Source organism: Rhodopseudomonas sp. (assembly GCF_013377015.1).
In the GTDB taxonomy this organism is placed as follows: domain Bacteria; phylum Pseudomonadota; class Alphaproteobacteria; order Rhizobiales; family Xanthobacteraceae; genus JARJEH01.
Genome location: NZ_JACABA010000001.1, coordinates 419074 through 438067, shown reverse-complemented (window position 1 = coordinate 438067; position 18994 = coordinate 419074). Strand labels below are relative to the sequence as shown.

Sequence of the window (18994 nt, the reverse complement as noted above, 5' to 3'; positions counted from 1 at the left end):
GCGCGGTAATTCTTTTTCGTAATCCGGGCCATTCGTTTGCAATCTGGTACGAGCTGGTCATAAGGTTCGGCCGAACTTCGCCGCGGGCCCTTCGCGGTTGTCGAATGGAGCGTGTGGTGACAGTTTCAGTTCGAATCGGCACTCGCAAGAGCGTCATGGCGCTTGCCCAGACCGAGGACATCGCGCGGCGGCTGTCCGCCGCAGCCAGCGAGCTCGATGTCGAAATCGTCAAGTTCGAAACCGTCGGTGATTCCGACCAGATCAGCAAGCTGCTGCCGCATGGCGGCAAGGGCGGCGCCTTCGTGGCGGAAATTCGCGCCGCGGTGGTGGCCGGCAAGTTGCAGGCGGCGATGCATTCGCTCAAGGACATGCCGGGCAACGAAGACACGCCGGGCCTGGTGATCGGCGCCACGTTGTCGCGCGATCCCGCCAACGATGCGCTGGTGCTGCGCAAGGGGCTCACGCTCGAGCAGCTGAAGGCCTCGCGCGGCAAGGGCTTCACGATCGGCACCAATGCGGTCCGGCGCGCCGCCTATGCCAAGCGTCTGTTTCCCGAGGTCGAGGTGATTCACTTTCGCGGCGCCGCCGATACGAGAATCCGCAAGCTCGACAATGGCGAGAAGCAGAAGCTGCCGGATGGCGGCTCGATCGGCCCGGCCGACGCGCTGATCATGGCGCGCTCCGGCCTCGAGCGGGTCGGCTTCGTCGACCGCATCGTGCATGATTTCACGCCGCAGGAAATGCTGCCGTCGGCCGGCCAGGGCATCGTCGCGGTGGAATGCGCGGTCAACGACTGGCAGACCCGCAAATATTTGGCGATGATCGACGATCCGGTGGCGCGGCTGTCCTGCGACGCCGAACGCGAAGTGTTGTGGGTGCTGAACGGACACTGCAATTCGCCGATGGCGGCGTTTTCCACCATCAGCGGGTCGGAGATGACGATGCACGCCTCGGTGCTCGACGAAGAGGGCGGGATGTTCATCGAGGCCTCGCGCACGGGGCCGGCGAATCGTCCGCGCGAACTGGGCCGGGCGATCGCGCTGGATCTGCTGGACAAGGGCGCCGCCGCGATCATCGAACGCACGCGGCCGGAGTAACACATCACATGGCGACCGTTTTTCCATTTTCCGCCATCGTCGGCCAGGAAGAGATGAAGCTCGCGCTGCTGATCGCGGCGATCGATCCCAAGGTCGGCGGCGTGCTGGCGTTCGGCGATCGCGGCGCCGGCAAGTCCACCGCGGTACGCGCGCTGGCGGCCTTGCTGCCGAAAATGAAAGTCGTGGTCGGCTGCCGCTACAATTGCGATCCCGACCTGCCGAAGGCGTTCTGCGAAGAGTGCAGGGAAAAGGAAAAGCACGGCAAGCTGAAGACCGCGCAGGTGCCGGTGCCGGTGGTCGATCTGCCGCTCGGCGCCACCGAAGACCGCGTCGTCGGCGCGCTCGATCTGGAGCGCGCGCTGGCCAAGGGCGAAAAGGCGTTCGAGCCCGGCCTGTTGGCCCGCGCCCATCGCGGCTTCCTCTACATCGACGAAGCGAATCTTCTCGAGGATCATCTGGTCGATCTGTTGCTCGACGTCGCCGCCTCCGGCGAGAACGTGGTCGAGCGCGAAGGCCTCTCCATTCGCCATCCGGCGCGCTTCGTGCTGGTCGGCACCGGCAATCCGGAAGAAGGCGAATTGCGTCCGCAATTGCTGGATCGGTTCGGCATGTCGGTCGAGGTCAAAACCCCGGACACGCTGCCGGAACGGATCGAGGTGGTGCGCCGCCGCGATTCCTTCGAGAGCGACTCGGCGGCGTTCCTGACCCACTGGGCCAAGGAAGAAGCCAAGCTGCGGAAGAAGATCACCCAGGCGCGCGAACGGCTGCCCGAGGTCACGGTGTCGGACGCCGCATTGGAGCGCGCGGCGACGCTGTGCATGACGCTCGGCACCGATGGCTTGCGCGGCGAACTCACCTTGATGCGCGCGGCGCGGGCGCTGGCGGCGCTGGAACACGACAAGACCGTCACCGACGATCATCTCAGGCGCATCGCGCCATCGGCGCTGCGGCACCGGCTGCGGCGAAATCCGCTCGACGACGCCGGGTCCAGTGTCCGGGTCGATCGCGCCATTGCCGAAGTCTTCGGATGAGCATCGCGCTCGCATGGTCCGATGCGGCGACCGCGGCGCAATTGTTCGCGGTCGATCCGGTCGGCACCGGCGGGGTGCTGCTGCGCTCGCGCGCCGGGCCGGTGCGCGACCGCTGGCTTTCGCTGCTGCGCGCGGCGCTGCCGCCGGACGACGCCCACAAGCATCTGCCGCTGCATATCGGCGACGGCCGCCTGCTCGGCGGGCTCGATCTCTCCGCGACGTTGCTCGCCGGCCGACCGGTCGCCGAGCGCGGGTTGCTGGCCGAGGCTGACGGCGGAGTGCTGGTGCTGGCGATGGCGGAGCGGATGTCTTCGTCGACCACGGTGCACGTCACCGCGGCGATGGATGCCCACGAAACCCTGGTCGAGCGCGACGGGCTGTCGCTGCGGATGCCGGCGCGGTTCGGCGTGGTGGCGCTGGACGAAGGGCTGGAGGATGAATTCGCGCCGGCGTCATTGCGCGACCGGTTGGCGTTTCACGTTGACCTCGACCAATTCTCGTTCCGCGATACCGACGAGTTTCCGATCGCCCTCGACGAAATCGTCGCCGCGCGGGCGCGGCTGGCGGCGATCCAGGTCGACAGCGAGCAGATCGAGGCGATCTGCGCCGCCGCCGCGGCGCTCGGAATCGTCTCGCTGCGTGCGCCGCTGCTGGCGTTGCGCGCCGCCCGCGCCGCCGCGGCGCTGAGCGGCCACGACAAGATCGAGCAGGACGACATCGCGATCGCCGCGCGGCTGGTGCTGGCGCCCCGCGCGCTGATCTTTCCGCAGGCCGACCAGCCGGATCAGGCCGAGCCGCCGCCGCCCGAGCCGCCGCCGGAAGACAATGCCGACGACAACAACGACCAGGAACAGCAGACCCCCGATATCGACAAGGCGCTCGACGAGGTGATCCTTGCCGCGGTGCAGGCGGCGATTCCGCCGGGCGTGCTGGCGGCGCTGCGCGCATCGTCGGGCCGCTCGCGGTCGCGTTCCTCCGGCAAGGCCGGCGAATTGCAGAAGTCGAAAAAGCGCGGCCGGCCGACCGGTTCGGTGCGCGGCGAATTGCGCGACGGCTCCAAGCTCAACGTGATCGAGACCTTGCGTGCCGCGGCGCCGTGGCAGCCGCTGCGCCGGCGTCAGGCTGTGGGCCGCCAAGGCGCGCAGCCGCGGATCCTGATCGAGAAGGACGATTTCCGCATCGCTCGGTTCAAGCAGCGCACCGAGACCATCACCATCTTCGTGGTCGATGCCTCCGGCTCCGCTGCGCTGCATCGGCTGGCCGAAGCCAAGGGCGCGGTCGAGTTGCTGCTGGCAGATTGCTATGTGCGGCGCGATCAGGTGGCGATGATCGCGTTTCGCGGCACGATCGCCGAAATCCTACTACCACCAACCCGCTCGTTGGCGCGCGCCAAGCGCAGCCTCGCCGGATTGCCAGGCGGCGGCGGCACGCCGCTCGCCGCCGGGCTCGATGCCGCCTTCATGCTGGCGGACTCGGTCAAGCGCAAGGGGCAGACCCCGACGGTGATCGTCTTGACCGACGGCCGCGCCAACATCGCCCGCGATGGCGCGCCGGGCCGGCCCAAGGCGGAAGAAGACGCGATGAGTTCGGCGCGGCAGATGCGCGCTGCCGGCATCAATGCGGTGCTGGTCGACATGTCGCCGCGGCCGGGGCCGCTGGCCGAGCAAGTCGCCAAGGAGATGGGCGCGCGCTACCTGCCGCTGCCCTACGCCGACGCCACCGTGCTGTCGCAGGCGGTGATCGCCGCGACCGGGGCGAACTGACGCGGCCATTTCGGACGACGCCAGGCGACCCAGCGACGTTAGAGCCGGCATTGCTTGCGGGCCCGCTCCAGCGTGTCCGACGGCCGCTCGCCGAACGCCAGACGGTAGTCGCGGGCAAAATGCCCGGCATTCTGGAAACAGCATTTCAGCGCCGTTCCGAGAACCGTCGTCGACCTATCGGCCATCTCGAGAATAGCGCGGGCGCGGTTGAGCCGCACGCGTTTGATGTATTCGTTCGGCGTGAAACCCCAGGCGAGTTGACAGTGTTTGAACAGGGTGCGTGCCGTCACGCCAGCTTCCTCCGCAAGGGCGGCGACGTTGAGCGGCTGATCCCAATGCAGGTCGACGTATCGTTTCACGGTTTCGACGGTGTGGTCCGACTGCGTATGGCGCGGCTTGGACCGCTCGTCGGTGATGTCCAGGCAGACGCCCACCACGCCCATCACCTCGCCATCGACGTCGAATAGCGGCTTTGCCGATTGGCTGACCCAGCGGATTTGGCCGGTCGGGCGAACGATACGGTGTTCGGCGGTGCAAAACATGCCCTTGGCGACCCGGCGCATTTCCTCGACGACCCGCGGCCGGTCGTGCGGATGCACCAAAGCGAGGAATTCGCCGAACGTAGGCGCGGGACCATCCGGATCAAGACCGAGCACGATTTTCAGTCCGTCCGAACAGGTCCCGGTGTTGCTGCGCAGGTCCCTGGTCCAGAACGATGCGCCGTCGGGGGGCGCCGACGGTAGCGCGAGTTCGTCGCCGAAGCCGTGCTCGGCGGAGGTGCTGATGACCCCGATCACCGCCGTCCGGCCGCCGCCTCTATCCAGCGTTGTGATTGTCGTGCGAGTCGGCAAGATTGATTTGTCTCTGCGGAGATACCGTCTTTCGAGCGAGTAAGAATCGATGTCGCCGCGGACGAGAAGCTGCAACAACATTTCGCATTGCTTGAGATCGTCAGGATGGGTCAATTCCCTGAATGTCACGGTCCCGTCGATCAGTTCGTCGCGCGTGTAGCCGATCATCTGACAGAAGCGCTGGTTTGCAAAAGTGATCTGCAGGGTCCCTGGATCGACCTTCAAGAAACCAGGTTGGCTTTGCTCCGCCGTCTTTGCCAAAGAGTAGGGAGCCGATGCGCCGGAAGCCTCAGACTTGGCCTGATCTGCGGAAGTCTTTCCGTTCTGCATTCGAGCGGCTCTCTCCGAATAGCTGATCGAATCTGAATTCAACACGCGTTGCTTTCGATTTGCAATATTACGATCTGAATTTCGGTAGTTCCGGTACGGGTGCATTTTTCGCCAGATTACGCGCCCTGCGTTGGGCGGTGTTGGTATTTTCGTATTCTTGCTGCGAAGGGCAGAAGGGCAGGTTTTGAGCGCCGCGTTCGCTTCGTTGCGCGGTCTGTCATTTACAAATTGATGCAAACTTGAACGGGCAGAAACGCCCCCGAGAAATCGTGAGCGACACCGTTCAGGCAATGCTGCCACCTGACCAACACGTCAAAGAGGCCTTCATGTCATTCCTTGCTCGTTTTCGGGTTCTCACCAAGATCCTCGCCGTCATCCTGCTGCTATCTGGCGTGGCGATCGGCATCACCTGGGTCGGCATGCGCTCGCTGGCGTCGCTCGATGCCGGCGCCGACGACATGAGCAGGGCCGCGAAGCGCGCGCTGACCGGGGCGCGCGCCAACCAGAACGTGCTGGCGCTCAACCGGGCCGAATTCCGCGCCGCGCTGGACCCGCGCCCCGAGAACCGGGCGGAAGCCCGCAAGGTCGTCGACGAGCAAATGAAGACCTTCCAGGCCCGGCTCGAGGACCTCGGCAAGACCCGCGACGAGAAGGCCAGAAACATGTTGCCGGGCGTCAGGGAGGCCTTTGCCTCCTACCAGAAGCAACTCGACAACACCTTCGGTCTGGTTGAGGCCGTCAAGGACGTTCAGTTGAGCGATCAGACCGAGAAGCTGCGCGACGCGGCGATGAAGAGCCGCGCCGAGGCGGAGAAATTGCAGACCAGCATACGGGCCATCTCCGACCGCTTGACCGAACGGGTCGAAGAGTTCGCCAAGGCGGCCGGCGACGAATACGACTCGGCATCGCGACTCATGATGATTATGTCCGCGGCCGGCGTTTCGATCGGTCTGCTCGCGGGCTTTCTGATCGGTCAGTTCGGGATCGCCAAGCCGATGCGGGCCCTGGTCGGCCTGCTGCAGCGGATGGCGCGGGGCGAAACGGTCGAGATGACCGGCACCGACCGCAACGACGAGATCGGCGAGACCGCCCGCGCGGTCGACGGCATCAAGGCGATGCTGGCGGAAAGAGCCGTGAAGGAAGCCGAGGAAAAGGCGGAGCAGGAGCGTAAGCTGGCGATCCAGCGCAAACAGGACATGCTCAAGCTCGCCGATCAATTCGAAGGCGCGGTGGGCGAAATCATCCAGACCGTGTCGTCGGCGTCGACCGAACTGGAAGCATCCGCCGGCACGCTGACAGCGACCGCGGAACGCGGCCAGGAAATGACCACCATGGTGGCCGCGGCGTCCGAAGAAGCCTCGACGAACGTGCAGTCGGTCGCGTCCGCCACCGAGGAGATGGCTTCATCGGTCAACGAGATCAGCCGACAGGTGCAGGAATCCGCCAGGATCGCCAGCGAGGCAGTACAGCAGGCGCAAAGGACCAACGACCGCGTCGGTGAATTGTCCCACGCGGCGGCGCGGATCGGCGACGTCGTCGAACTGATCAATACCATCGCGGGCCAGACCAATCTGCTGGCGTTGAACGCCACCATCGAGGCGGCGCGCGCCGGCGAGGCCGGTCGCGGCTTCGCGGTGGTCGCCTCCGAGGTGAAAGCGCTGGCCGAGCAGACCGCGAAGGCCACCGGTGAAATCAGCCAGCAGATCGGCGGCATCCAGGCCGCGACCGATCAGTCGGTGGTGGCGATCAAGGAGATCGGCGGCACCATAGGCCGAATGTCGGAGATTGCCTCCACCATCGCTTCGGCGGTGGAAGAGCAGGGCGCGGCGACGCAGGAAATCTCGCGCAACGTTCAACAGGCCGCGCAGGGCACCCAGCAGGTCTCCGCCAACATCACCGAGGTGCAGCATGGCGCCAGCGAGACCGGATCGGCCTCCGCACAGGTTCTTTCCGCGGCGCAATCGCTGTCGCGCGACAGTGACCGGTTGAAATCGGAAGTCAGCAAGTTCCTGCAAACCGTGCGGGCGGCATGATGACCGACATCACCCTCGACGGGCGCGAAGCCCTGCTGTCGATGTCCTCGAACCGCGGGTCGCCGAAAATGGCGCAGGTCATAGCTTTTCCACGGCCGATCGATCGACCGGCGCTCGATGGCTCCGGCAGCGGTCAAGCCGCGTTGTTGCCGCGCTTCGATGGCGCCGTCGCGGAGCTGCTGGCCTCGAAGGACTTGTGGCAAGTCCGCATCGACGAATTGCTGCGCCGGCTGGACGCGCTGGGCAGCTTCATCGATTCGCTGCACGAGTCGGATGCCAAGCGCGCGCTGCGGGAGTCGCATGCGGCGATCCGCAGGGCGCTGATCCTGACCAGTGAGGGGCTGAGGTTGCAGTTCGAGATCCTGTCCGATCTGCCGGCGAACGCGGCGCGTAACTCGATCAAGGTCGGCGAGCCAACAACAGGGCTCCGATCGATCCGCAGCGCGATCACATCGTGGTTCGAAACGCGCATCTGGCCGTTCTAGGCAAGCTCTGCTGCGTCGTCTTTGAGGCGGTGGCGTCAGGTCGCAAGGTCCTGACACCGCCGGTTGGCGATCAGCACCAGCGGACCGAGATTGCCCTGCGCCGCGACCTTGCCGGAGGGTTTTCGGGCTACGCCGCGGCGGCCTTGAGCGGTCGAGCACGTTGGATGCGCTCGCGCTCTCTCGGCGAGTGCATCGCCTCCCACAGATCGCTGCGGCGTTGCACGTTCAGCCAGAACTCCGCGCTGTTACCGAACACCCGGGCGAGAATCAGCGCCGTCGGTGCGGTCACCGTCCGGCGGTCATTGCAGAGCTCATTGACGTGCTTGCGTTGCACCCCCATGGCCTCTGCCAACGCGGCTTGCGTCAACCCCATCGGCTCCATGAATTCCTCAACCAGGATTTCGCCGACGCTCACCGGCTTGCGTTTCGACATCAGCATCGCTCACCTCACCTGTAATCATGGTCGTCGAGATAGATGTCCGTCGCTTCGCCACGTCCGCCATCCCAAAGAAAGATCAGCCGCCATTGCTGATTGACGCGGATCGAACAGCGATTTGCCGGCCTGCCACGCAGCTTTTCGAAATGGTTGCGGGGCGGAACGCGCAAGTCTCGGTCGGTCATGGCGTCGTCGATCATCTGGAGCTTGCGGAACAACCGTTGTTCAAGATCGGACGGAATGTTCCGGGATCTGACATCATTCACGAAGAAGGCGCGCAGCCAGTCGTCGCGGAAGCAGACGATCATCTCGCCCCCCAAGAGGAATTTGAGGTAATGTACCACTCCATGGGACGATCGGCAAGTTGCGCTGTCGGTTCGGCAGAGAACGAGATTTGCCGCATCGCCGCGAAACGAAAATGGCCGGGACATGCCCGGCCATTGCGAAGTCTACTTCAACCTGGGCTCTCAGCCCTTAAACGCCCGCACCCGCTTCACCATCTGTTCGACGTGGGCGATCGGGGTTTCGGGCTGGATGCCGTGGCCGAGGTTGAAGATATGGCGGCCGCCGGAGTAGTTCGCCAGGACGTCGTCGACCGCCTGGTCGAGCGCCGAACCGCCGGCGATCAGCACCAGCGGGTCGAGATTGCCCTGTACCGCGACCTTGGTCTGCACCTTTTCGCGGATCAGCGACGGCTCTGCGGTCCAGTCGATCGAGACGCCGTCGACGCCGGTACGCTCGACGAAGGTCGGCAACATGCCGGCGGCGCCGCGCGGGAAGCCGATGATCTTGGCGCCTGGCACCACCTTGCGCACGCCCTCGACGATCCGGCGGGTCGGCTCCACCGACCAGCGCTCGAACTCGCGCGGCGGCAACACGCCGGCCCAGGTGTCGAAGATCTGCAGCACATCGGCGCCGGCCTTGAGCTGCGCCAGCAGATACTGAACGGAGCTCTCGACCAGGACGTCGATGATCTTGGCGAAGGCGCCGGGATGCTTGTACGCCATCATCCGCGCGGGACCCTGGTCCGGGGTGCCCTGGCCGGCGACCATGTAGGTCGCCACCGTGAACGGCGCGCCGCAGAAACCGATCAGCGTGGTTTCAGGTGCGAGTTCGCGGCGCACAATTCGCAGTGCCTCGAACACCGGCTCGAGCTTGGACAGGTCGATCGCGCCTGCCAGCGTGCTGACCTTGTCGGGGGAATCCAGCGGATCGAGCCGCGGACCCTCGCCGACCTCGAAGCGGACCGAGCGGCCCAGCGCATAGGGCACCACCAGGATGTCGGAAAAGATGATCGCGGCGTCGAAACCGAACCGCCGGATCGGCTGCAGCGTCACTTCGGCGGCGAATTCGGGATTGAAGCACAAATCCAGGAAACCGCCGGCTTTGGCGCGCACTTCGCGGTATTCCGGAAGGTAACGCCCGGCCTGCCGCATCATCCACATCGGCGGTGAGGCCTGCCGGTGACCGGAAAGCACTTCAATGAACGGTTTGGTCACGAGTTTCTGTGTCAAGACATGTATCCATTGCTATACGACAGGCGGTCTTGACGGGTCTGATACACTGTCGACATCGTCTTGACCACGCCGAGATGCGGCCGGACCGGCCGCGAACAGGAATTTTCAGATGAATGCACCCACACCCACCCTTGGATCGAGCGCGACGCCCGGCGCCGCCGGCTTGCCAGCGCCGGTCTCCGGGGAGCGCCATGACATCGACAGTTTCGCCGGCCGGCTCACTTATTGGGCGGCGACGCCCGAGGTCGGCGCCACCCAGACGCCGCTGCTGCTGATCCACAGCATCAACGCCGCCGGATCGGCCTACGAGATCAAGCCGATCTACGAGCACTACAGCAAAAGCCGCCCGGTCTATGCGATCGAGTTGCCGGGCTTTGGTCATTCGTCGCGGTCGAAGCGTCAATACACAATTCGGATGATGACGGACGCCGTGCATGCCGCGGTCGGCGAAATCCAGAAGGTTCACGGCGACGCGCCGATCGACGCGCTGGCGCTGTCGCTGGGCTGCGAATTTCTCGCCCGCGCCGCCGACGAGACCCCGAAGGCGTTCCGCAGCCTGGCTTTGATCAGTCCCACCGGCTTCGACGGCCGCTCGGTGCGCTGGGTCCGCGGCTCGCGGGCGATCCCGTGGCTGCATGCGGTGTTCGAAGTGCCGTTGTGGAGTGAGAAATTCTTTCACCTGCTGACCACGCGCGCGGTGATCGGCTGGTTCCTGAAGAAGACTTTCGGCACGCCGAATTTCGACCAGGGGCTGCTCGACTACGACTATTTGACGACGCATCAGCCCGGCGCGCAGCATGCGCCGTACTACTTCGTCTCCGGCTATCTGTTCAGCCAGGACGTCCTGCGGATCTATCAGGATCTGGCGATGCCGGCGTGGCTGTCGCACGGCGTCCGCGGCGACTTCGTCGACTACAAGCGCAAGGATACGGTCGAGGGCAAGCCGAACTGGACGGTCACGATCTTCCAGACCGGCGCGATGCCGCATTTCGAAGTGCCCGACGAATTCATCCGGAGCTACGACGAATTCCTCGCCCGCGCGGCGACCGTCCCGGCGACGTAGCGGCGCGGGGGACGAATGCTACAGCCTCACAACGCAATCTGCCTCATCCTGAGGAGCATCCCGAAGGGCTGCGTCTCGAAGGATGGAGCCGAGCATCCTCATGGTTCGAGACGCCCGCCGAACGGCCGGCTCCTCACCATGAGGCGCAGGCAGCCGGGTTGAGCCATGTCCGATCTGCTGTGGAGCAAGGACGGCTTGGACTGGCCGCATCGCGAGGCCAGCGCCTTCGTCGAGGCCGGCGGCTTCCGCTGGCACGTGCAGCGCATGGGCGATCCGGCGGCGCCGGCGATCCTGCTGGTGCACGGCACCGGGGCGGCGTCGCATTCCTGGCGCGGGTTGGCGCCGCTGCTGGCGCGGCATTATCTGGTGATCGCGCCGGATCTGCCGGGTCATGGCTTCACCCAGTCGCCGAAGTCGCAGCGGCTGTCGCTGCCGGGCATGGCGGCGGATCTCGGTGCGCTGTTGCGGGTGCTGAAGGTCGCGCCGCAGATCGCGGTCGGGCATTCCGCCGGCGCGGCGATCCTGGCGCGGATGTGCCTCGACGGCAGCATTGACCCGAAGCTGTTGGTCAGCCTCAATGGCGCGTTTCTGCCTTACGGTGGGGCGGCCGCCAATTTCTTCTCGCCACTGGCCAAGATGCTGGTGCTGAACCCGTTGGTGCCGCAGTTGTTCGCCTGGCAGGCCGGAGCCAAAGGGGCGGTGGAGCGGTTGCTCGGCAATACCGGCTCGGTGATCGATCCAACTGGTGTCGCGCTATACGGCAAGCTGGTGCGTAGTCCGGCTCACGTCGCCGCGGCGCTGCGGATGATGGCTAACTGGGATCTCGAACCGCTGCTGAAGCTGCTGCCTGAGTTGCGGCCGCAGCTGGTGCTTGTGGCGGCCGAGAACGATCGAGCGATCTCGCCGGCGGTGGCGCGGCGGGTCAAGGAAATCCAGCCCCGTGCCGAGATCGTGCGGGTACCCGGGCTCGGGCACCTCGCCCACGAGGAACAGCCGCAATTGATCGCCGATTTGATCGAAAGGTATGCGCGGGACGCGGTTCAGGCTGGCGAAAAACCTTTCAGAATGTAAGGTGAATTTGACACTTTTGGACTATGCAACTGTCAAGAAATAGTTACAGTGCGCGAATGCTCGATCCCGGCTCCAAACCCGTCCCCCATCTTCCGCGCGGCCACCAACCTCATGCGGTGGTAATCGGCTCCGGATTCGGCGGTCTGGCTGCCGCAGTGCGGCTCGGCGCCAAGGGCTATCGCGTCACCGTGCTGGAAAAGCTCGATGCGCCAGGCGGCCGCGCCTATGTCTACCGTCAGGACGGCTTCACCTTCGACGCCGGTCCGACCATCGTCACCGCGCCGTATCTGTTCGAAGAGCTGTGGAAGCTGTGCGGCAAGCGGCTCAGCGACGACGTCACGCTGGTGCCGATGACGCCGTTCTACCGGATCCGGTTTCACGACGGCTCGTTCTTCGATTATTCCGACGACAAGGAAGCGGTGCTGAAGCAGATCGCGCAGTTCTGCCCCGAGGACGTCGACGGCTACGACCGCTTCATGAAGGCCTCCGAGGCGATCTTCAAGGTCGGCTTCGAACAGCTCGGCGACATGCCGTTCAACAACTTCACCGACATGGTGAAGATCGCGCCGGACATGATCAAGCTGGAGAGCTATCGCAGCGTCTACAATCTGGTCTCGAAATATTTCCGCGATCCGCGGCTGCGGATGGTGTTCTCGTTCCACCCGCTGCTGGTCGGCGGCAATCCGTTCAGCGCCACCTCGGTGTATTGCCTGATCACCTTCCTGGAAAAGCACTGGGGCGTGCATTTTGCCATGGGCGGCACCGGGCGGCTGATCGCCGGCCTGGTCAAGCTGATCGAGGGCCAGGGCAACAAGGTACTGTGCGGCCAGGATGTCCGCGAGATCGTGGTCGAGAACGGCGCCGCTCGCGGCGTCCGGCTGGCCTCGGGCGAGATCATCAAATCCGACATCGTGGTATCGAACGCGGATTCGGCCTCGACCTATCGCTATCTGCTGCCGGCGTCGGTGCGCTCGCGCTGGACCGATCGCAAGATCGAGAAGGCGCGCTACTCGATGAGCCTGTTCCTGTGGTACTTCGGCACCAAGACCAAGTATCCCGAGGTCAAGCACCACACCATCCTGATGGGGCCGCGCTACAAGGAACTCATCACCGACATCTTCAAGCGTAAAGTCTGCGCCGACGATTTCAGCCTGTATCTGCACCGCCCGACCGCGACCGATCCGTCGCTGGCGCCGGACGGCTGCGATACGTTCTACGTGCTGTCGCCGGTGCCGCATATGCAGAGCGGCATCGACTGGCAGGCCAAGGCGGAATCCTATCGCAAGCTGATCGCGCAATCGCTCGGCGCCACCATCCTGCCCGACCTGGAGAACCAGGTGGTGAGTTCGCGGATGCTGACGCCGCAGGATTTCCAGGACCGACTGTCGTCGTTCCGCGGCGCCGCGTTCGGGCTCGAGCCGGTGCTGACGCAAAGTGCCTGGTTCAGGCCGCATAATCTCAGCGAAGACGTCGATCGCCTCTATCTCGTCGGCGCTGGTACGCATCCCGGCGCCGGATTACCCGGTGTGCTGTCCTCGGCGCGGGTGCTCGATGCTCTGGTTCCCGATGCCCACGATCTGGTGAGTACATGACCGCAAATTCCGACATGGTTGCCTGCCGCGAAATGATCAAGGAAGGCTCGCGCACTTTCCACGCCGCCTCGATGGTGCTGCCGCGACGGATCAGCGATCCGGCGATCGCGCTCTATGCGTTCTGCCGCGTCGCCGACGACGCCGTCGATCTCGGGCTCGACCGCGCCGCCGCGGTCGAAGTGCTGAAGGACCGGCTCGATCGCGCCTGCCGCGGGCTGCCGATGCCGTACCCGTCCGACCGCGCCTTCGCCGATGTGGTGGCGCGGTTTTCGATTCCGGCCGCTATTCCCGAAGCGCTGATCGAGGGCCTGGAGTGGGACGCCGAAGGCCGGCGCTACGAGACGCTGTCGGATCTGTATGCCTACGCCGCTCGCGTCGCCGGCACCGTCGGCGTGATGATGACGCTGGTGATGGGGCAGCGGAAGCCGGACATCGTGGCGCGCGCCTGTGATCTCGGCTGCGCCATGCAGCTCACCAACATCGCCCGCGATATCGGCGAAGACGCCCGCGCCGGCCGGCTCTATATGCCGATGGCGTGGATGCGCGAAGCCGGGATCGATCCCGTTCGTTGGCTCGCCAATCCGGTTTTCAGCCCGGGCATCGCAAGTATCGTCAAGCGGCTGATCGACACCGCCGACGCGCTATACGACCGCGCCACGCTTGGCATCGCCAATCTGCCGAAATCCTGCCGCCCCGGCATCTTCGCCGCCCGCGCGCTGTATGCCGAGATCGGCCGCGAGGTTGAACGCTCTGGTCTCGATTCGGTGTCGAGCCGCGCCGTGGTATCGACCGGCCGCAAGCTTGCGGTGCTGGCGCGGATGCTGGCGTTCCAGGAAACCGAATGGGCGCCGGCGAAATATCTGCCGGCTAAGTTCGGCGACATGGCCGAAACCAAATTCCTGATCGACGCCATCATCGCCACCCCGTTGCGCGACGTAGCGCCGCCGAAACCGCGCGCCAAGCCGGTCGAGGAGAAGGTGGCATGGCTGGTCGAGCTGTTCTCCCGCCTGGAGCGCCGCGACCAGATGCTGCAACGCAGCCGGATTTAGGGTTTCGGTTCAATCCGCTCGATACGCGTGCTGCCCCTCATCCTGAGGAGCGCGCTCTTGCGCGCGTCTCGAAGGATGAGGTGTTGAATGCGATCCCGTGCCTTCCTCATGGTTCGAGACGCCCGCCGCGGGCGGGCTCCTCACCATGAGGAAGATCACCGCCACCGCCACCCATTCGCAAAAACACTCGAAGCCCGTCGAATGGCGTGATACCGATGCGTGATACGCAACGGATCGAAGCAATGACCATCGACACCGACACCATCGACGCCCCCCACGCCCGCGTCGAGCAGCAGCGCGCCAAGGCCAAAGTCTGGTTCGAAAGCCTGCGCGACAAAATCTGCGCCGAGGTGGAAAAGCTCGAACGCGAGGCACCGGCCAAGCTGTTTCCCGGCGCACCCGCGACCTTCACCTACAAGCCGTGGACGCGGCAGACCGGGCAGGGCGGCGGCGTCGGCGGCTTTCTCTCGAACGGCCGGCTGTTCGAAAAGATCGGCATTCACACCTCGTCGGCCAACGGCCGGCTGACGCCCGAGATGGCCAGAACGCTGCCCGGCGACGGCGTCTCGCTCGACTACGTCTCCACCAGCATCAGCCTGATCATGCATCCGCGCAGTCCGCGCGTCCCCACCGTGCACATGAACACGCGGTTTCTGTCGACCGCGCAGGGCTGGTTCGGCGGCGGCGCCGACCTGACGCCGATGCTGTCGGAGCAGCGCCGCGACGACGCCGAGGATACCATCACCTTTCACGCGGCAATGAAGGCCGCCTGCGACGCCCATGATCCCGGCTACTACGCCAAATTCAAACCCTGGGCCGACAAATACTTCTTCCTGCCGCATCGCGGCACCGCGCGCGGCGTCGGCGGCATCTTCTACGACCACCTCAACACCGGCGATTTCGACAAGGACTTCGCCTTCACCCGCGACGTCGGCTTGGCTCTGCTCGACGTCTATCCGCGGATCGTGCGCAAGCGGATGATGGAGCCGTGGGGCGAGGCGGAGCGCGCACAGCAGCTCGCCTGCCGCGGGCTCTATGTCGAGTTCAACCTGCTGTACGACAAGGGCACCATGTTCGGGCTGCAAACCGGCGGCAATATCGAAACCATCCTGAGCTCGATGCCGCCGCTGGTGAGCTGGAGCTGAACCGCGGTTTCCCTGAGGAGCGCATCATGGATGACTACCTCGGACTGATCGAACTCGCGCTTGTGTTCCTTTGCCTGATCGCCGGTTGGGCGGTGATGGAATGGCAGGGCCGGCGCCTCGACCGCCAGCGCGAAGCCCGCGAACGGCAGGACAATCACCCATAGGATCGCGGCCCGCCCGCCATCTCGTCGCGGAGAGACGCCATGAACAGCGACAGCCCGTTCAATTACTTCGAACTAATCATCCTCGCCTTGATCGTCGCCGCCTGGGGCATCCTCGAACTGCAAGGCAAACGGCTCGACAGGAAGCGCGAGGCGGAGAGGGCGAGGCAGCAAAAAATAGTCGACAAATGCTGAGCCAGCCCCTCATCCTGAGGAGCCCGTCGCAGCCCCAGGGCGGCGACGGGCGTCTCGAAGGATGAGGCCGAAGCCCATGACCGAGGGCGCTTATCTCTATTTCGTCAGGTGTTCTGACGGCAGTCTCTACATTGGGACGGCGCGTAGCTCGCTCGAGCTCCGCATCGCCCAACACAATTCCGGAGCCTTCGAAGGCTACACGGCGTCCCGCCGTCCGGTGGTTCTGGTGTTCTCGGAGTGGTTCGATCGCGTCACCGATGCGATCGAGAACGAACGAAAGCTCAAGAAGTGGAGCCGGGCGAAGAAGGAGGCCTTCATTCGCGGCGACGTGGACGCGTTACGACAATTGTCGAAGCGGAAGACACCTCATCCTTCGAGACGCTCGCCTTCGGCGAGCTCCTCAGGATGAGGCACTGAAAATTGCTGCCGCGCCACGCGCAATGCCCCTCACCCTGAGGAGCATGCCCTTGCGCGCGTCTCGAAGGGTGAGGAGTGTAGGCCTTACGCCTCATGGTTTGAGACGGCGCAAGCGTCTTGTCATCATCAGGCTGCGTTAGGAGCGATGCGAGCAAGCATCGAGCATGCTGACGCGTGTCCCTACCTTCTTCGCGGCATTCTAAACGGCAGCATCGCCTGGACCACCGGCAGCTTGAAGCGGTCGAGCGAGAGCGATTCGTGCATCAGCGTCACCTTCTCGCCGAGCAGCGTGGTCGCCACCACCGAGCGGGCGTAGAACGGCGCGTCCTCCAGCGTCTTCACCACATGCGCGCCGTTCTCGCTGCGGGCGTTGCGATCGACGCGCCAGCCAGAGCGCGCGAGCTTCGCCAGCGCCGGCCGTTCGAACGGCTGCATGTTGCCCTGGGCGTCGAAGGTCGCGGCGAGATCGAACCGGCTGCCGTCGCGGCGCTCGGCCTCGTACAGGATCGCCGCGCCATCGCGCAGCGCGCCGCGCGACCATTCCCAGTCGCGAAACCCGGTCTCGATCGGCGCGTCCCCGGCATTGCTGTCGAGATAGCCTTCGCCCTGCCAACGCAGCGACGGCTGCTCCATCTCGACCTCGACCCGCGCGCAGGGTGCGATCGGCCACCAGCGATGATTGCCCTCGGCGTTGAGGACGAACGCCTGTTTGGTGATCGCGGCGGGGAACACTCGCACCCGGCCCTTGATCCGCCCCGGGATCGGCGCGCTGACCTCGTTGATATTGATGGTCAGCGCGGTGCCGTCCCACGACAGATCACTGGGGCCGATCAGCAGTGCGTTGACGGTGCGCGCGACCCGGCCGCGCGCGCGTTCGGTCATGGTCCAGCGATTGCCGTTGTCGCGGTACAGCGCGACGTTTAATGCGCAATGATTGAGCGGATCGGTCAGGCCGCCGCGCCGCGCGAAGGCATAGTAGGGCGAGAACACGCTACCGATGAAGGCGATGATAGTGAGACCTTCGCGGCCGTCGTCGCTGAGCGCGTCGATGTACCACCAGGCATAGCCGTTCGGTGGCACCGCCAGATTGAATCCGGCCAGCCGCTCGTCGATCTCGTTGGGCCAGGGAATCATGGGCCTATCCGGTTGGTCACGGCGCCACCGGCGCCGGCCCGACCCGTTGCAGGTCGCGCTCGATGTCGGCGAGCAGGCTCGCCGCCGCGGCGCGTCCAGACAGCGCCGCCATCGGCACGCCCGGCCCGGGATGGGTGCTGCCGCCAGCGAGATACAGGCCCGGGACGCTGGTCCGCGCCCCCGGCCGGGCGAACGACGAGGTCCAGCCATGTGAGGCGCGACCGTACAGCGCGCCGCCGGTGGCGGGAAACATCCGATTGAAATCCGACGGCGTGGTCACCTCGGTGGTCTCGGGCCGCCGTTCGATCCTCAGCCCGCAGCGCGCCAGCGCGCCAAACGTGCGCTCGGCGTAGCGTTCGATCTCGGTGGCGTCGAATACCTTCGTGTCACCGACCGGCGGCGCGTTGATCAGCACGAACAGTTCCTCCTCGCCGGAGGCGCTGGTGCTGGCGTCGTTGTCGATGCGGTCCTGGCCGCAGACATACACCGTCGGCTCGTCCGGCACCGCGTTACGGCCGAAGATGTCGGCGAACTCTCTGGCATAGTCGCGCGAGAAGAACACCGAATGCCGGCTCAGCGGAAAACCGTCGGCTTTCGCGACCATGCTCCAGGTGATCGCCGACAGCGACCGCGATTCCGGCGCGATCGGGGCCGCGGCGCGCCGCACCGACGCGCCGAACAATCCGCCCGACACCGCGCCGACATCGGCGTTGACGATCACCGCGTCGGCCGCGAGTTGCTCGCCGCTGGCGAGCCGCACTCCGCAGGCGCGGCCGGAGTTGGTGATGACCTCGCTGACCTCTTGATTGTACAGGATGCTGGCGCCCTGCGCGGTGGCGCAATCGGCGATCGCGCTTGCGAGCGCATGCATGCCGCCGTCGATGATCCAGACGCCCTGCTGCTCGACATGGGCGACCAGCATCAGGGTCGCCGGCGCCGCATAGGGCGAGGAGCCGCAATAGGTGGCGTAGCGCCCGAACAATTGATGCAGCCGCGGATCGTGGAAGTAATCGCCGAGCGCTTTCCACATCGTCGTGAACGGCCGGATCCGCGGCAGTTCCAGCAGACCGCGCAATCCGTTGGCCGCGACCAGCCCGGGCAGGCTCGGCGCGGTGGCGCGCAGAAACGGCGCTTCCAGAATCTGATAGATCCGCCGGCTGTCGGCGCAGAATTTTCGATAACGTTGGGCTTCCGCCCGGCCGGCAAAATCGCCGATCGCATCGGCCGATTGCGCCTCGTCGGCGAACAGATCGAGCCTGGTCTCCGCATCCCACGCATGCCTCGCCAGCACGTCGAGCGAACGGAGCCGGACGTGGTCGGAAAAATTCCGGCCGGCAGCCGCGAATAATTCCTCGAACACCCAGCGCATGGTGAAAACGGTCGGGCCGCTGTCGATCCGCGCCGGTCCAATCCCGACTTGCCGGAGCTTGCCGCCCGGCGCCGGGCTGCGCTCCAGGACCGTCACGTCAAGGCCGCGCGCCGACAGCGCCAGAGCCGAGGCCAGTCCAGCCACCCCGGCGCCGACTACGACGACGCGATCCTTAACGATACGCTCTTGCAGCATCAGGCACCGACTCCGTGGGTATCATTTTGGGTGTCATTGAGCGTCATCATTGACAGGTGT

General features: G+C 65.3%; 19 protein-coding genes. 13 read left to right on the top strand and 6 right to left on the bottom strand.

Annotated elements, in window-relative coordinates:
• The first annotated feature begins 116 nt into the window (after positions 1-116).
• The 3 genes from hemC to HXX15_RS02070 are packed head-to-tail and all read left to right on the top strand — an operon-like array spanning position 117 to position 3891.
• Positions 117-1097 (top strand): hydroxymethylbilane synthase, encoded by a 981-nt coding sequence (gene hemC, locus HXX15_RS02080; RefSeq protein WP_296512127.1) that lies wholly within the window; start codon positions 117-119, stop codon positions 1095-1097.
• Positions 1098-1105: 8 nt separating this feature from the next.
• Positions 1106-2128, top strand: coding sequence for a magnesium chelatase ATPase subunit I (gene bchI / locus HXX15_RS02075; RefSeq protein ID WP_296512124.1), 1023 nt, complete (start codon positions 1106-1108; stop codon positions 2126-2128).
• The gene (locus HXX15_RS02070) at positions 2125-3891 is read left to right on the top strand and encodes a magnesium chelatase subunit D (protein ID WP_296512122.1); all 1767 of its coding nucleotides are present in this window, start codon (positions 2125-2127) and stop codon (positions 3889-3891) included. Before bchI ends, HXX15_RS02070 begins: the two co-directional genes overlap by 4 nt.
• Before the next feature lie 38 nt (positions 3892-3929).
• Here the strand turns inward: HXX15_RS02070 and HXX15_RS02065 are convergent, their stop codons facing one another.
• Positions 3930-5072: a PAS domain-containing protein gene (locus HXX15_RS02065; protein ID WP_296512120.1), complete on the bottom strand. Its 1143-nt coding sequence runs from the start codon at positions 5070-5072 to the stop codon at positions 3930-3932.
• 326 nt (positions 5073-5398) lie between these two features.
• Between HXX15_RS02065 and HXX15_RS02060 the strand changes: the two genes are divergently transcribed.
• Both HXX15_RS02060 and HXX15_RS02055 read left to right on the top strand, forming a co-directional pair.
• Positions 5399-7105, top strand: coding sequence for a methyl-accepting chemotaxis protein (locus HXX15_RS02060; RefSeq protein ID WP_296512118.1), 1707 nt, complete (start codon positions 5399-5401; stop codon positions 7103-7105).
• A complete protein-coding gene (locus tag HXX15_RS02055) occupies positions 7105-7590 on the top strand; it encodes a hypothetical protein (protein WP_296512116.1) in 486 nt (161 codons plus the stop codon). The genes HXX15_RS02060 and HXX15_RS02055 overlap by 1 nt, the downstream gene beginning before the upstream one ends.
• Before the next feature lie 127 nt (positions 7591-7717).
• On the opposite strand, the gene HXX15_RS02050 is transcribed toward HXX15_RS02055, so the two are convergent.
• The 3 genes from HXX15_RS02050 to hemE form a co-directional block, all read right to left on the bottom strand.
• A complete protein-coding gene (locus HXX15_RS02050) occupies positions 7718-8029 on the bottom strand; it encodes a HigA family addiction module antitoxin (RefSeq protein ID WP_296512114.1) in 312 nt (103 codons plus the stop codon).
• Between the two features lie 8 nt (positions 8030-8037).
• A complete protein-coding gene (locus HXX15_RS02045) occupies positions 8038-8334 on the bottom strand; it encodes a type II toxin-antitoxin system RelE/ParE family toxin (RefSeq protein ID WP_296512113.1) in 297 nt (98 codons plus the stop codon).
• Positions 8335-8493: 159 nt separating this feature from the next.
• The gene (gene hemE, locus HXX15_RS02040) at positions 8494-9540 is read right to left on the bottom strand and encodes a uroporphyrinogen decarboxylase (RefSeq protein ID WP_296512111.1); all 1047 of its coding nucleotides are present in this window, start codon (positions 9538-9540) and stop codon (positions 8494-8496) included.
• Between the two features lie 112 nt (positions 9541-9652).
• Here hemE and HXX15_RS02035 point away from each other — a divergent pair, with 112 nt between their 5' ends.
• The 8 genes from HXX15_RS02035 (at position 9653) to HXX15_RS02000 (ending at position 16228) form a co-directional block, all read left to right on the top strand.
• A complete protein-coding gene (locus tag HXX15_RS02035; RefSeq protein ID WP_296512108.1) occupies positions 9653-10606 on the top strand; it encodes an alpha/beta hydrolase in 954 nt (317 codons plus the stop codon).
• A 165-nt stretch (positions 10607-10771) separates the two neighbouring features.
• Positions 10772-11677, top strand: coding sequence for an alpha/beta fold hydrolase BchO (bchO, locus tag HXX15_RS02030; RefSeq protein ID WP_296512106.1), 906 nt, complete (start codon positions 10772-10774; stop codon positions 11675-11677).
• 56 nt (positions 11678-11733) lie between these two features.
• Positions 11734-13269 carry a phytoene desaturase gene (locus HXX15_RS02025; protein ID WP_296512105.1) on the top strand — a complete coding sequence of 512 codons (1536 nt, stop codon included), beginning with the start codon at positions 11734-11736 and terminating at the stop codon, positions 13267-13269.
• On the top strand, positions 13266-14318 hold the full coding sequence (locus tag HXX15_RS02020; protein WP_296512104.1) for a phytoene/squalene synthase family protein: 1053 nt from the start codon (positions 13266-13268) through the stop codon (positions 14316-14318). Before HXX15_RS02025 ends, HXX15_RS02020 begins: the two co-directional genes overlap by 4 nt.
• Positions 14319-14560: 242 nt before the next feature.
• Entirely contained in the window at positions 14561-15463 is a 903-nt protein-coding gene (hemF, locus tag HXX15_RS02015; RefSeq protein WP_296512102.1) for an oxygen-dependent coproporphyrinogen oxidase, read from the top strand.
• 26 nt (positions 15464-15489) lie between these two features.
• Positions 15490-15627 (top strand): hypothetical protein, encoded by a 138-nt coding sequence (locus HXX15_RS02010; protein ID WP_296512100.1) that lies wholly within the window; start codon positions 15490-15492, stop codon positions 15625-15627.
• Between the two features lie 39 nt (positions 15628-15666).
• Positions 15667-15819: a hypothetical protein gene (locus tag HXX15_RS02005; RefSeq protein ID WP_296512098.1), complete on the top strand. Its 153-nt coding sequence runs from the start codon at positions 15667-15669 to the stop codon at positions 15817-15819.
• Positions 15820-15895: 76 nt separating this feature from the next.
• Positions 15896-16228, top strand: coding sequence for a GIY-YIG nuclease family protein (locus HXX15_RS02000; protein WP_296512096.1), 333 nt, complete (start codon positions 15896-15898; stop codon positions 16226-16228).
• Positions 16229-16416: 188 nt separating this feature from the next.
• On the opposite strand, the gene HXX15_RS01995 is transcribed toward HXX15_RS02000, so the two are convergent.
• Together HXX15_RS01995 and crtD are read right to left on the bottom strand one after the other, a co-directional pair.
• Complete coding sequence (locus HXX15_RS01995) at positions 16417-17370, bottom strand: carotenoid 1,2-hydratase (RefSeq protein ID WP_296512094.1); 954 nt, start codon at positions 17368-17370, stop codon at positions 16417-16419.
• Between the two features lie 16 nt (positions 17371-17386).
• Positions 17387-18934, bottom strand: a complete 1548-nt coding sequence (crtD, locus tag HXX15_RS01990) for a 1-hydroxycarotenoid 3,4-desaturase CrtD (protein ID WP_296512092.1) — start codon at positions 18932-18934, stop codon at positions 17387-17389.
• Between the last annotated feature and the right edge of the window lie 60 nt (positions 18935-18994).

Bases quoted from the DNA above. Each gene is read 5' to 3' on its own strand.
- HXX15_RS02020 (WP_296512104.1), top strand. From the start codon at position 13,266: ATGACCGCAAATTCCGACATGGTTGCCTGCCGCGAAATGATCAAGGAA.
- HXX15_RS02055 (WP_296512116.1), top strand. From the start codon at position 7,105: ATGACCGACATCACCCTCGACGGGCGCGAAGCCCTGCTGTCGATGTCC.
- HXX15_RS02000 (WP_296512096.1), top strand. From the start codon at position 15,896: ATGACCGAGGGCGCTTATCTCTATTTCGTCAGGTGTTCTGACGGCAGT.
- HXX15_RS02005 (WP_296512098.1), top strand. From the start codon at position 15,667: ATGAACAGCGACAGCCCGTTCAATTACTTCGAACTAATCATCCTCGCC.
- HXX15_RS02025 (WP_296512105.1), top strand. From the start codon at position 11,734: ATGCTCGATCCCGGCTCCAAACCCGTCCCCCATCTTCCGCGCGGCCAC.
- HXX15_RS02045 (WP_296512113.1), bottom strand. From the start codon at position 8,334: ATGATCGTCTGCTTCCGCGACGACTGGCTGCGCGCCTTCTTCGTGAAT.
- bchI (WP_296512124.1), top strand. From the start codon at position 1,106: ATGGCGACCGTTTTTCCATTTTCCGCCATCGTCGGCCAGGAAGAGATG.
- HXX15_RS02010 (WP_296512100.1), top strand. From the start codon at position 15,490: ATGGATGACTACCTCGGACTGATCGAACTCGCGCTTGTGTTCCTTTGC.
- HXX15_RS02065 (WP_296512120.1), bottom strand. From the start codon at position 5,072: ATGCAGAACGGAAAGACTTCCGCAGATCAGGCCAAGTCTGAGGCTTCC.
- HXX15_RS02050 (WP_296512114.1), bottom strand. From the start codon at position 8,029: ATGCTGATGTCGAAACGCAAGCCGGTGAGCGTCGGCGAAATCCTGGTT.
- HXX15_RS02070 (WP_296512122.1), top strand. From the start codon at position 2,125: ATGAGCATCGCGCTCGCATGGTCCGATGCGGCGACCGCGGCGCAATTG.
- crtD (WP_296512092.1), bottom strand. From the start codon at position 18,934: ATGCTGCAAGAGCGTATCGTTAAGGATCGCGTCGTCGTAGTCGGCGCC.
- bchO (WP_296512106.1), top strand. From the start codon at position 10,772: ATGTCCGATCTGCTGTGGAGCAAGGACGGCTTGGACTGGCCGCATCGC.
- hemF (WP_296512102.1), top strand. From the start codon at position 14,561: ATGACCATCGACACCGACACCATCGACGCCCCCCACGCCCGCGTCGAG.
- HXX15_RS02035 (WP_296512108.1), top strand. From the start codon at position 9,653: ATGAATGCACCCACACCCACCCTTGGATCGAGCGCGACGCCCGGCGCC.
- HXX15_RS02060 (WP_296512118.1), top strand. From the start codon at position 5,399: ATGTCATTCCTTGCTCGTTTTCGGGTTCTCACCAAGATCCTCGCCGTC.
- HXX15_RS01995 (WP_296512094.1), bottom strand. From the start codon at position 17,370: ATGATTCCCTGGCCCAACGAGATCGACGAGCGGCTGGCCGGATTCAAT.